This is a genomic window from Bradyrhizobium sp. HKCCYLS1011, from assembly GCF_051167795.1.
Lineage (GTDB): Bacteria > Pseudomonadota > Alphaproteobacteria > Rhizobiales > Xanthobacteraceae > Bradyrhizobium.
In genome coordinates this window covers 80,364-92,838 of the sequence record NZ_JBNPTT010000004.1, presented here as the reverse complement: position 1 = coordinate 92,838, position 12,475 = coordinate 80,364, and the positions used below count along the sequence as shown (strand labels likewise).

Here is a 12,475-nt window from a genome sequence, read left to right as displayed (position 1 = left end):
GCTCATGACATAGGCTCGCTTTTCCTCGACAACTATCCGCGATAATGTCGATGGGTTATGAAGCAGAGCTTCACAGTCCGGCAGGGTGCGCTCGACGGCATCGAGGCGTTCCTCGGCGTGGCCAAACACCGCAACTTTCGCAGAGCGGCGGCGGAGCTCGGGGTCACGCCATCGGCGATCAGCCAAGCCATCCGGGCGCTCGAGGCGCGTCTCGGCGCAACACTCTTCATTCGCACCACCCGCAGTGTCGGGCTGACCGAAGCCGGCGCAGGTTTCCTGTCCCGCGCCAAGCCGGCGTTCGAAGAGCTCATCGCCGCCGGCGAGACCGCGCGCGACCTGGGACGGCGGCCGGCCGGACTGTTGCGCCTGTCGGTGCCGCGCGCGGTTCTACCGGTCCTGCTGCAGCCGTTGATCGCGTCCTTCTGCAAGGCCTATCCGGAGGTCGAAGTCGAGATTGCCACGAGCGAGGAGCTGATCGATCTCGCGGCCGCGGGATTTGACGCCGGCATCCGAATGGGTCAGTTCATCGCGGCTGACATGGTCGCCGTGCGGCTCACCCCGCCGTTTCGCCTGGTGACGGCCGGCAGCCCGGCCTATTTCGGCGCCAACCGACGGCCCCAGCGCCCGGATGATTTGCGTCACCACCGCTGCATCAGGCTGCGGCGCTCCAGCGGCGCAGTCGGATCATGGACGCTCAATGACAACGGCCGCGCGATCGAAATTGCCGTCGCCGGGCCGCTCATCGCCAACGATTTTTCCACCGTGCTTGGCGCAGCCATCGAAGGCGTGGGGTTGGCGCAGCTTCCCGAGCCGATTGCCGCCGACCCGTTGCGGGCGGGCAAGCTCGTTCAGGTGCTGGCGCCGTTCGCGCCGACCGCGCCGGGCGTCTTCCTGTATTATCCGGCGCACCGCGAGATCATGCCGAAGCTCCGCGCCTTCGTCGATCACGCCAAGAGCCATTCGCCGGCGATGCGGCGGTCCCGAACCAAAACGGCCTGACCGGCGCGCTTGCAAGTTGCAGAATACAACGCACAACCCTCACGTGCATCACAATAGGGTAGGATGAAATTCCGGATTCGTTTCTACTTCGCTCGCTGGGACACGCGGATCGTCCGACCATCGAACTAATTACAACTCACAATTGCGACTCCGCACTATCACTCTCCGCGTCCCTGATGTGCCAACTTGAACGCGGGGGATAGATAGAGACTGCACGCTCGCATCAACAGTTTCTCAAGAGCGGTAATGCGATGGTCCCTTCCTGTGCAGATGATCGCGCATTGGTCTCGATCCGCGCCCACTCGCTGCGAAGCGCGCCCCATCGGAACCGGCACGAGAGCTGACGAACTGCGCTCTGCCTCAGGAGCGGATCAAACAATCAAATAACAAGCCGATCGCATCGACCTGCCAGCCATGCCTCATCGTCAACAGTCGCGAACTCGCGCGCGACGCAACCATTGCGCGAAATATCGAAATTCGTCCATGCGGCACATCGCGCATCAACGCCTGGAGGGCGTCGCTTCATGAGCTTCAGCCGAACCCTGAACCGCCCGATGGCGCTGATCGCTCGCTTCCGGCGCGATTCCAATGGCAATATTGCCGTCATCTTCGCAATGGCGCTGTTGCCGATCCTCATCGCGATCGGATGCGCGACCGACTACTCGATGGCCATGCGCATCAAGATCAAGCTGCAATCGGCGGCGGATGCCGCGAGCATCGCCTCGATCGCCGTCAATTCCGCAGGCTACCTGGCCGCGATGTCGATGACGTCAGACGGCCCGGTTTCCGCCGGCGCCACCGAGGCGGACAACATCTTCAACGGCAACGCCGCCACGGGGACCGGCTTCACCCTGGTATCGAAAAAGAGCACGGTCACCAAGACCGGAGCCACTCTCTCGTCGCAGGTGCCGTTCACGGCCAACGTGCCCACGACCTTCCTGAGCGTGATCGGGTATAAGACCCTCACCGTGAGCGGCAGCTCGTCATCCTCCACCACCTTGCCGCTCTATCTCGACTTCTATCTGACACTGGATGTCTCGGGATCGATGGGCCTGCCTTCCACCGACAAGGAAGCCCAGCGCATGCAGGCCATCAGCCCCGACAACTATCGGCAATATCCGACCGGCTGCACCCTCGCGTGCCATTTCTCGCCGCAGAACAGCGCGTGCACCGATTCGGGGACCCAGGGCTATCCCACCAACAACTACTGCCTGGGTTACGCGATCTCACGCGTCAGCCAGAGCGGCTACAAGGCGCTCCTCACCACCAATCGCAGCAATCCCATGGGGGTGCAGCTGCCGTCCTCGGTCGTTTCAGGCCTTCCCGACTCACTGTACAGCAAGCTGTCGACGGTCGCGAACTGCCCGACCGACGGCACCGATGCGTGCATCCAGCTGCGACTCGACGCGGTGGGCTATGCGGTCAATCAGTTGTTCCTGACGGCGAACAACACGCAGAAGATCTCCAACCAGTTCAGGATCGGTCTTTATCCGTTCATCCGCTATCTCTATTCCTATTTTCCCCTGACCAGCAGCATCAACGGATCGACCACCGATCCCTCCAGCATCAACTACGCTGCGGCCAATCTTGCCTCGCTGCTCGACACCAATACCAACGCCAATCTCGGGTCGGGCGGCACGCATATCGACACCGCATTGTCCAGCATCAACGACCTCATCGTCAGCGTCGGCGACGGCACTGCGACGAACAATACCCTACCTTACGTCTTCCTGGTGACTGATGGCGCGCAGGACCCGCAGGTGAAGGGCGTTCCTAACGGCTCCTGGTCGGGCAGCAACCACGCCACCGTCATCGATCCCGCCACGTCCTGCACGCCCTTGAAGAAGCGCGGCATCATCATTTCGGTGCTGTACATTCCGTATCAGAAGATCAATCCCGTGAATGCATCCTTCGCCGGCGACGAGGACGACTACGCCAACAACAACATCCCCAACATCCCCACGAGCTTGCAGAACTGCGCCTCACCTGGATTCTTCTACACCGCGAACACGCCCGCCGACATCACGGCCGCGCTGAACACGATGTTCAATCATGCCGTTGCCGAAGCGCATCTGACGCGATGAGGGCGGGAACAGACCCGCCCCACGAACTGTAACATTGGCGAGGCGCACACGCCGCCTCGCCGGCGGCTTTGTTGTTTGCTGTCCGAAACCATGGTTCGGGGGTCTCGAACCCCTGGCACCACTGCAAGCCTGCGGCGTTGACGTCTGCGACAAGGAGAAACGCCATGACCGGGAACAATGCAGACACGACGCGTGTGCAACCCTCCGAGGCCAAGCTCAACCCCGGCGACGAAGCGCCGCGGGGAACGCCCGGCACCGGCGAGGATCTCTGCCCCGACTGCCACGGCCGCGGCCGGATCGGCGATGCCCCATGCCCGACCTGTGCCGGTCGCGGCACCATCATCCGCGGCGTCGGCGGGGCATGATCTGGGCGCGGGCTCGCGTCCACTGACGAGAGAGCGGTGACGCCTCCTCACCCAAACAGCGGCGTGCCCGGCACGAACGCATCGAACGCGGCCCAGAACTGGCTGCGATAGCGATCCTGCTCCTGCAGGATCTCATGTTTGGCGCCCGCGATCACGAGGTGCGAGCCGGCGCGCACATGATAGGCGAACTCCTCGATCGCCGAGGTCGACACCACGGTGTCGTTGGAGGCGGCGAGCATCAGGATCGGCTGACGGATCTGGGACGGGTAATTCATGCCGCGGAAGGTGACCATGGCCGAGAAGGCGGCGTCCGCCCAGGCCACCGTCGGCGATCCGATACCGAGCGTCGGGTCCTCCTCCAGGATCGCCGCGTTACGGGCGTAACGCACGGGATCGGAGGTGACGGGATTGCTGACGAACGGCTCCAGCCCTGCGATCGCGTCGCCGCCGCCCGGCACATAGCTGCCGCCCTGGCCGGCGAAGCGCAGCGTCTTCAACAACAGCCGCGCCGGCAACGACGTGCGCCGTCCCGGCAGGTCGATCATCGGCGCTGACAGCACCACGCGGTCGAACCAGCGCTTGCCGGCATGCGCAAGCCTAAGCAGCACCGTGCCGCCCATCGAATGCGCCAGCGCAAAATGCGGCGGCGGACAATCGGGCAGCACCACCTGCTGCACGAAGGTCTCGACGTCGACCTCGTAGTCGGTGAAGGAGCGCACATAGCCCTTGCGCGGATCGCGTAAGCGTCGCGACGAATGCCCTTGGCCCCGCCAGTCGATGATCGCCACCGCGAAGCCGCGGTCGCGCAGATCCCGCACCGTCTCGAAGTACTTTTCGATCATCTCGCTGCGGCCGGTGAAGATGCAGACCGTGCCCTTGCGGCCCGACGATGGCGCCCAGCGCGCAAAGCGCAGCTCGGCGCCATCGGGAGTCTTGATGGTGCCGGTGACGACGTTTTCGGGGACGGGGTTGGCGGGAATCGAGACGAGCGTCATGAGGCGCGATCGAATAGGTAAGAGCCGGAGGGAATCAAGAGTGGGAAGCAGCAAAAAGAGGGACATCGCGCCGGCTTGAACGGCGCGGCGTTCCACCCATATCAGCAGCGTGCAGGCCGCTACCAGTGCTTTCGGATGACCTCCGAAACATCAGGCTGCACGAACGGCCCGGCCCTATGGCGGGCGGGTCATTGAACCAGTCGCTCAATGGAGGACTTTCATGCGTACCTACGATCTCACCCCCTTCTATCGCTCCACCGTCGGCTTCGACCGTCTCTTCAGCCTGCTCGATCAGGCCACCTCCGACGGCAGCCCCGGCTATCCGCCCTACAACATCGAGCGCACCGGCGAGAATGCCTACCGCATTACGGTTGCCGTCTCCGGTTTCGGCAAGGATGATCTTGCGATCGTCGCCAAGGAGAACACGCTGACGATCAAGGGCGACAAGGCCGCCAACGAGAACGGCAAGGCCAAGAGCGAAGTGCTTTATCGCGGCATCGCCGCGCGCGCCTTCGAGCGCTCCTTCCAGCTCGCCGACCATGTGGTGGTCAAGAACGCCAGCCTTGAGAACGGCCTGCTCCATGTCGACCTCGAGCGCGAGATTCCGGAGGCCAAGAAGCCCCGCAGCATTCCGATCGCGACCAGCGCGCAGGGCTCGCAGCAGCAGCCGGTGATCGAGGGCTCCGCCGCCAAGGCCGCCGCGTAAGGCCAACGCGAACCGCATCGTTCGAATACGAAACGCCCCGGATCTCCGGGGCGTTTTTGTTTGCCTTGGTCTCAGCGTCGGATTTGCTGCACTGCGATCAAGTCGCCGTGAGACACCGTAACGACACACCGCTCCATGGCGATGACGAGAGTGATCGCGATCAAGCCGTCCCTCTCTCATCCCCTCACGGAGCAAACCGATGAACCTCGTTCGCACTCTCACGTTCGCCGCCGCGGCGCTGATCGCAGCCGGCACTGCTGCCTCGGCCGCCCCCGCCGAGCCGGTCAAAGCCAGCAATGTCGTGCTGGTGCACGGCGCCTGGGCCGACGGCTCGAGCTGGGCCAAGGTCATTCCCTATCTGCAGGCGGCGGGGCTGAAGGTCACCGCCGTGCAAAATCCGCTGACGTCGCTGGACGACTCCGCCGCCGCCACCCGCCGTGCGCTGGCTTTGCAGGACGGCCCGACCGTGCTGGTCGGCCATTCCTGGGGCGGCACTGTCGTCAGCGAGGTCGGCACCGATCCGAAAGTCAGCGCGCTGGTCTATATCGCCGCGCGGGCGCCGGATGCGGGCGAGGATTTCGTGGCGCTGGCGGGCAAGTATCCCAATCCGCCGGCGCGCGCCGGCATCGTCAATCATGACGGCGAGACCAAGCTGTCGGAGGACGCTTTCCTGAAGTACTTCGCCAACGGCGTCGATGCGACCACGGCCAAGGAGCTCTATGCGGTGCAATGGCCGACGGCGGCTTCGATCTTCGCCAGCCGCACCACCGCCGCGGCCTGGCACGACAAGCCGTCCTTCTACGCAGTGTCGAAACAGGACAAGACGATCGATCCGGATTTCGAGCGCTTCCTGGCCAAGCGCATCAACGCAACCACAGTCGAGCTCGATGCCGGCCACCTGTCGCTGGTGTCGCATCCGAAGGAGGTCGCGGACCTGATCCTGAAAGCGGCAGGGCGGGCGGAGTAGCTATACGCAAGCCTGCGAGGTGTTCGGATCGCCTCAAACAATAAGATCGTCATGCCCCGCGAAGGCGAGGGCGGGGCATCCAGTACGCCGAGGCCCCTCGATCTTAGTTCTGACGTCTCTGCAATACTGGATCGCCCGGTCGAGCCGGGCGATGACAGTGTTGTGCGTGAGAGGCAGGGCAGAAGCTCCGGCGGCCCCCCTACTCCAGCGCCTGCACCGGCGGCATGGCCTGCGTCGGCAGGACCTGCGGCGCAGGCTTCTGCTCGATGACGGGCCTCTGTGACGTGACCGATGCCGTGGTCTGCGGCGCCGGCTTCTGCTCAGCTGCGGGCGGCTGCGGCTGGGCGATGGTGGCGGTGGTCTGCGGCGCGGGTCGGCTCTCGACCGGCTTGGCCTCGGCAGGCCTCGGATTGAGCGCCGCAGTCTGCGCCGGCGCGGCCGGCCGGACCGCGGGGGCGGCCACTCTCGGCAGCGGGGCAGGCGCGGCGCGGCTCGCCAGACGCGGCTCAACTGGCGCCGGCGGGACAATCCGCGGGTCGGCCCGGATCACCGTCGGCGGTGGCAGATTGTCGATCTGGCCTCGTGGCGGCGCATAGCGCATCCGCTCATATTCATTGCCCCATTGGAACGCTGGCACGAAGCGAACGATGCGCCCGGATACCGCGTCGATGACGATCTTGCCGTCCTCACCGTCGCGATCCAGCACCGCGATGACATAGACATTGCCGCGCTGTCGCGGCGCACCCAACGGCGAGAAGCCGTGGTCGCGCAGGATCGCGTAGACCTCATGCACCGGCAGGAACGCCGGGGCATAGCCATAATCGGGGGCATATCCCTCGGGCCGATATTGGCGCGGCGGTGGATAACGATCCTCGGGCTGGTAGCCGTAGTCCGGGCCCGGTCCATAGCCATAGCGTGGCGCGGGCGGCGGAACCGGCGCTGGCGGGAGCGGCTGGTCCGCATAGGGGCCGTCGAAATCTGACACCGCGCGGTAGGACGGCGCCAGCGGCTCGGCCTGCGCGGCCGCCGCCGCGATCAAGGCGGCCGAGACGGCACCAACAAATAATTTCATGGCTTTACGCTCCTGAATGCCCCCGCATGGCTGGAGCCTTGCGCTCCCTGACGTGTGGGGCGCAAACGTTCGGCCTCGATTCTGGCGGTCCTTGGTCAGAGCTTGGGCGGGATCGGGGCGGCCGATCGCAAAAAGGTAAAGTAGATTTGCGGTTCGAGCCGCGAAAAAGCCGCGCTGCGGGGACCCGGCCAGCACAAGCGCCCGGGACAGTGCGGCCCTTGTATGATAAATTAAGATTTGACATGGTGCGGCGGTAGGACAGAATGGCTGTCTCAAATTTCGTTGCAAAGAGCCCATGACCTTTGCAATGATATTGCGGCGCCGAAGGGCGCTGTGACATGACAGGTGCGGGCCGTCCGCTGGGACGTTTCACCCGGACACGCGCCTGAATTCTGAAAATGCGGCTCGCTGATGAGGACGAGCGATGGTTCCGGAGAGGGACCGCGCGACGCCCGAGGTGCGCCGGACGGTGGTGGCAGGGCCCTGACCGAAAAAAAGGGGATGGATGATGAGCGGGTCGATGTTCGAGCACGAGAAGAGTGAAGGCGCAGTGCTGGCGACGGAATCCCGCGTGAAAACGGCCGATACCGCGCGGGAACTTCATAGGGAACTCCATTCTTGGCGCCCGCAGGCCGAAGGCCTGTACGATCCCGCCCAGGAGAAGGATTCCTGCGGCGTCGGCTTCATTGCCAACATCAAGGGCCAGAAGTCGCATCAGATCGTGGCGGACGCGCTCAGCATCCTCTGCAATCTCGAGCATCGCGGCGCCGTCGGCGCCGACCCGCGCTTCGGCGACGGCGCCGGCATCCTGGTCCAGATCCCGCACGGCTTCTTCGCCCGCAAGGCGGCCGAGCTCGGCTTCACGCTGCCCGCACCGGGCGAATACGCCATCGGCGCACTGTTCATGCCGCGCGAGACCGCGTGGCGCAACGTCATCAAGAGCATCATCGCCGACCAGATCGAGGACGAGGGCATGGTGCTGCTCGGCTGGCGCGAGGTGCCGACCGACAATTCCTCGCTCGGCGTCACCGTGAAGCCGACCGAGCCGACGCACATGCAGGTGTTCATCGGCCACAACGGCGCCGCCAAGACCGACGACGAATTCGAGCGCCGGCTCTACATCCTGCGCAAGTCGATCTCGCAGGCGATCTATCAGCGCCGCGACCGCGGCATGTCGGGCTACTACACCTGCTCGATGTCATGCCGGACCGTGATCTACAAGGGCATGTTCCTGGCCGACCAGCTCGGCAAGTACTACGCTGACCTGCACGAGCCGGACTTCGAGAGCGCGCTGGCGCTGGTGCATCAGCGCTTCTCCACCAACACCTTCCCGACCTGGTCGCTGGCGCATCCTTACCGGATGATCGCCCATAACGGCGAGATCAACACGCTGCGCGGCAACGTCAACTGGATGGCCGCCCGCCAGGCCTCGGTGAGCTCGGAGCTGTTCGGCAAGGACATCAGCCGGCTCTGGCCGATCTCCTATGAAGGCCAGAGCGACACCGCCTGCTTCGATAACGCGCTGGAATTCCTGGTGCAGGGCGGCTACTCGCTGCCGCACGCGGTGATGATGATGATCCCCGAGGCGTGGGCGGGCAATCCGCTGATGAGCGAACAGCGCCGCGCCTTCTATGAGTATCACGCCGCGCTGATGGAGCCGTGGGACGGCCCGGCCGCGATCGCCTTCACCGACGGCCGCCAGATCGGCGCCACGCTCGACCGCAACGGCTTGCGGCCGGCGCGCTATCTCGTCACCAAGGACGACCGCATCGTGATGGCGTCCGAGATGGGCGTCTTGAAGATCCCGGAGGACCAGATCGTCACCAAGTGGCGGCTGCAGCCGGGCAAGATGCTGCTCGTGGACCTCGAACAGGGCCGCCTCATTCCCGACGACGAGATCAAGGCGCAGCTCGCGGCGAGCCATCCCTATAAGGAGTGGTTGGCGCGCACGCAGATCCAGGTCGAGGAACTGCCGGATGCGCCGACCAAGGGCGCACGCACCAACCTGCCGCTCTTGGATCGGCAGCAGGCGTTCGGCTACACCCAGGAAGACATCAACATCCTGATGACGCCGATGGCCGCGACCGGCGAGGAGGCCACGGGCTCGATGGGCAACGACACGCCGATCTCGGCGCTGTCGGACAAGACGAAGCTGCTCTTCACCTATTTCAAGCAGAACTTCGCCCAGGTCACCAACCCGCCGATCGACCCGATCCGCGAGGAGCTGGTGATGAGCCTGGTCTCGATCATCGGACCCCGGCCGAACCTGTTTGACCTCGAGGGCGTCGCCTCGACCAAGCGGCTCGAGGTGCATCAGCCGATCCTGACCGATGCCGACCTCGAGAAGATCCGCTCGATCTCGGAAGTCTCCGACAGCCATTTCGTCTCGCGCACGCTCGACACCACCTTCGATGCGAGCCTGGGCGCGGCCGGCTTCGAGCAGATGCTCGACGATCTCTGCGGCCGCGCCGAAGCCGCCGTCCGCGAGGGCGTCAACATCATCATCCTGTCCGACCGCATGGTGTCGGCCGAGCGGATTCCGATCCCCTCGCTGCTCGCCTGCGCCGCCGTGCATCATCATCTGATCCGCACCGGCCTGCGCACCTCGGTCGGCCTCGTGGTCGAATCGGGCGAGCCGCGCGAGGTGCATCACTTCGCGTGCCTCGCCGGCTACGGCGCCGAGGCGATCAACCCCTATCTCGCCTTCGAGACCATCGTCGCGCTGAAGGACCGCCTGCCCGGCGCGCTCAGCGACTACGAAGTCGTCAAGCGCTACATCAAGTCGATCGGCAAGGGCCTGCTCAAGGTGATGTCCAAGATGGGCATCTCGACCTATCAGTCCTATTGCGGCGCGCAGATCTTCGACGCGGTCGGCCTTCGGGGCGAGTTCGTGCAGAAGTTCTTCGCCGGCACGCACAGCCGTATCGAAGGCGTCGGCCTGCCTGAAATCGCCGAGGAAACTGCGCGGCGTCACACCGACGCGTTCGGCGATGCGCTGGTCTACAAGAGCGCGCTCGATGTCGGCGGCGAATACGCCTTCCGTAGCCGCGGCGAGGACCACGCCTGGACCGCGGAGTCGGTCTCGACCCTGCAGCATGCGGTGCGCGGCAATTCCAGGGAGCGTTACCAGGCGTTCGCCAAGATTCTCAACGAGCAGTCCGAGCGGCTCGTCACCCTGCGCGGCCTGTTCCGGATCAAGTCGGCCGAGGACGACAAGCGCAAGCCTGTCCCGCTCGACGAGGTCGAGCCGGCCAAGGACATCGTCAGGCGCTTTGCCACAGGTGCGATGTCGTTCGGCTCGATCTCGCGCGAGGCGCACACGACATTGGCGATCGCGATGAACCGGATCGGCGGCAAATCGAACACCGGCGAAGGCGGCGAGGAAGCCGATCGCTTCAAGCCGCTGCCGAATGGCGATTCGATGCGCTCGGCGATCAAGCAGGTGGCCTCCGGCCGCTTCGGCGTGACGACGGAATATCTCGTCAACTCCGACATGATGCAGATCAAGATGGCGCAGGGTGCCAAGCCCGGCGAAGGCGGCCAGCTGCCCGGCCACAAGGTCGATGCCACCATCGCCAAGGTGCGGCATTCGACGCCGGGCGTCGGCCTGATCTCGCCGCCGCCGCATCACGACATCTATTCGATCGAAGACTTGGCGCAGCTGATCTACGACCTGAAGAACGTCAATCCCGACGGCCAGGTCTCGGTGAAGCTGGTCTCAGAAGTGGGCGTCGGCACGGTCGCTGCCGGCGTTGCCAAGGCGCGCGCCGACCATGTGACCATCGCGGGCTTCGAGGGCGGCACCGGTGCCTCGCCGCTGACCTCGATCAAGCATGCCGGTTCGCCGTGGGAGATCGGCCTCGCTGAAACCCACCAGACCCTGGTGCGCGAGCGGCTGCGCAGCCGCATCGTGGTCCAGGTCGATGGCGGCTTCCGCACCGGGCGTGACGTCGTCATCGGCGCGCTGCTCGGGGCCGACGAGTTCGGCTTCGCCACGGCGCCCTTGATCGCGGCCGGCTGCATCATGATGCGCAAGTGCCACCTCAACACCTGTCCGGTCGGCGTTGCCACGCAGGACCCGGTGCTGCGCAAGCGCTTCACCGGCCAGCCCGAGCACGTCATCAACTACTTCTTCTTCGTGGCCGAAGAGGTCCGCGAGATCATGGCCAGCCTCGGCTATCGCAGCTTCAACGAGATGATCGGTCAGGTGCAGATGCTGGACCAGTCCCGGCTGGTGGCGCATTGGAAGGCCAAGGGTCTCGACTTCTCCAAGCTGTTCGTGAAGCAGAAGGAGGAGCCGGGCCAGAAGATCTACCGCTCCGAGGCGCAGAACCATCATCTGGAAGCCGTGCTCGACCGCAAGCTGATCGCGCAAGCGGGCCCTGCCCTCGACCGCGGCGCGCCGGTGAAGATCGAGGCCGAGATCAACAACACTGACCGCTCGGCCGGTGCCATGCTCTCCGGTGCAGTCGCCAAGATCTACGGCCATGCCGGCCTGCCGCATGACACCATCCATGTCAGCCTGATGGGTACCGCGGGCCAGGCCTTCGGCGCATGGCTTGCGCATGGCGTCACCTTCGAGCTCGAAGGCGAAGGCAACGACTATGTCGGCAAGGGCCTGTCCGGCGGCCGCATCATCGTCAAGCCGCCGCGCGTCTCCGGCATCGTGCCGGAGGAATCGATCATCGTCGGCAACACCGTGATGTATGGCGCGATCTCCGGCGAGTGCTATTTCCGCGGCATCGCCGGCGAGCGCTTCGCTGTGCGCAATTCCGGCGCGCTCGCCGTCGTCGAAGGTGCGGGCGACCATTGCTGCGAATACATGACCGGCGGCATCGTGGTCGTGCTCGGCAAGACCGGGCGCAACTTCGCAGCCGGCATGTCCGGCGGCGTCGCCTATGTGCTCGACGAGGCCGGCGATTTCGACAAGCTCTGCAACATGGCGATGGTCGATCTCGAGCCGGTGCTGTCGGAGGAGATGATCGCCGAGGACACCTATCACCAGATGGGCGATCTCGAAGCGCATGGCCGGGTCGACGTGTTCAAGAACCTGCTCGCCTCCGATGTCGAGCGGCTGCATGTCCTGATCTCGCGCCACGCCAAGGCGACGGGCTCGGCGCGCGCGGCTGACATCCTGGCGAACTGGAAGGACTATGCGCCGAAGTTCCGCAAGGTGATGCCGGTGGAATACCGCCGCGCGCTGAAGGAGCTCGCGGCCAACGCCGACGCCGAGCCGAAGATCGCGATCGGGGCTTAATGTCTTGGCGTCATTCCGGGGCAGCCCGCA

At 64.9% G+C, this 12,475-nt stretch carries 8 protein-coding genes; 6 read left to right on the top strand and 2 right to left on the bottom strand.

The window, feature by feature from the left end; all coding sequences use genetic code 11:
• Positions 1–57: 57 nt before the first annotated feature.
• From ACQR1W_RS13420 to ACQR1W_RS13410, 3 genes are all read left to right on the top strand, one after another.
• A complete protein-coding gene (locus ACQR1W_RS13420; RefSeq protein WP_434851228.1) occupies positions 58–999 on the top strand; it encodes a LysR family transcriptional regulator in 942 nt (313 codons plus the stop codon).
• Between the two features lie 524 nt (positions 1,000–1,523).
• Positions 1,524–3,083 (top strand): TadE/TadG family type IV pilus assembly protein, encoded by a 1,560-nt coding sequence (locus ACQR1W_RS13415; protein WP_434851227.1) that lies wholly within the window; start codon positions 1,524–1,526, stop codon positions 3,081–3,083.
• 164 nt (positions 3,084–3,247) lie between these two features.
• Complete coding sequence (locus ACQR1W_RS13410; RefSeq protein WP_434851226.1) at positions 3,248–3,448, top strand: hypothetical protein; 201 nt, start codon at positions 3,248–3,250, stop codon at positions 3,446–3,448.
• Between the two features lie 47 nt (positions 3,449–3,495).
• Here ACQR1W_RS13410 and ACQR1W_RS13405 read toward each other — a convergent pair whose 3' ends face one another.
• Positions 3,496–4,443, bottom strand: a complete 948-nt coding sequence (locus ACQR1W_RS13405) for an alpha/beta fold hydrolase (RefSeq protein ID WP_434851225.1) — start codon at positions 4,441–4,443, stop codon at positions 3,496–3,498.
• Positions 4,444–4,663: 220 nt separating this feature from the next.
• Between ACQR1W_RS13405 and ACQR1W_RS13400 the strand changes: the two genes are divergently transcribed.
• Both ACQR1W_RS13400 and ACQR1W_RS13395 read left to right on the top strand, forming a co-directional pair.
• Complete coding sequence (locus tag ACQR1W_RS13400) at positions 4,664–5,149, top strand: Hsp20 family protein (RefSeq protein WP_434851224.1); 486 nt, start codon at positions 4,664–4,666, stop codon at positions 5,147–5,149.
• A 199-nt stretch (positions 5,150–5,348) separates the two neighbouring features.
• Positions 5,349–6,116 (top strand): alpha/beta fold hydrolase, encoded by a 768-nt coding sequence (locus tag ACQR1W_RS13395; RefSeq protein ID WP_434851223.1) that lies wholly within the window; start codon positions 5,349–5,351, stop codon positions 6,114–6,116.
• A gap of 199 nt (positions 6,117–6,315) precedes the next feature.
• Here the strand turns inward: ACQR1W_RS13395 and ACQR1W_RS13390 are convergent, their stop codons facing one another.
• Positions 6,316–7,188 carry a hypothetical protein gene (locus tag ACQR1W_RS13390; protein WP_434851222.1) on the bottom strand — a complete coding sequence of 291 codons (873 nt, stop codon included), beginning with the start codon at positions 7,186–7,188 and terminating at the stop codon, positions 6,316–6,318.
• A 508-nt stretch (positions 7,189–7,696) separates the two neighbouring features.
• On the opposite strand from ACQR1W_RS13390, the gene gltB reads away from it, so the two are divergent.
• A complete protein-coding gene (gltB, locus tag ACQR1W_RS13385) occupies positions 7,697–12,445 on the top strand; it encodes a glutamate synthase large subunit (protein WP_434851221.1) in 4,749 nt (1,582 codons plus the stop codon).
• Positions 12,446–12,475 lie beyond the last annotated feature (30 nt).

What these genes read in the sequence shown, in the direction of transcription:
- ACQR1W_RS13420 (WP_434851228.1), top strand. Translation starts at nt 58, where the DNA reads ATGAAGCAGAGCTTCACAGTCCGGCAGGGTGCGCTCGACGGCATCGAG.
- ACQR1W_RS13415 (WP_434851227.1), top strand. Translation starts at nt 1,524, where the DNA reads ATGAGCTTCAGCCGAACCCTGAACCGCCCGATGGCGCTGATCGCTCGC.
- ACQR1W_RS13410 (WP_434851226.1), top strand. Translation starts at nt 3,248, where the DNA reads ATGACCGGGAACAATGCAGACACGACGCGTGTGCAACCCTCCGAGGCC.
- ACQR1W_RS13405 (WP_434851225.1), bottom strand. Translation starts at nt 4,443, where the DNA reads ATGACGCTCGTCTCGATTCCCGCCAACCCCGTCCCCGAAAACGTCGTC.
- ACQR1W_RS13400 (WP_434851224.1), top strand. Translation starts at nt 4,664, where the DNA reads ATGCGTACCTACGATCTCACCCCCTTCTATCGCTCCACCGTCGGCTTC.
- ACQR1W_RS13395 (WP_434851223.1), top strand. Translation starts at nt 5,349, where the DNA reads ATGAACCTCGTTCGCACTCTCACGTTCGCCGCCGCGGCGCTGATCGCA.
- ACQR1W_RS13390 (WP_434851222.1), bottom strand. Translation starts at nt 7,188, where the DNA reads ATGAAATTATTTGTTGGTGCCGTCTCGGCCGCCTTGATCGCGGCGGCG.
- gltB (WP_434851221.1), top strand. Translation starts at nt 7,697, where the DNA reads ATGAGCGGGTCGATGTTCGAGCACGAGAAGAGTGAAGGCGCAGTGCTG.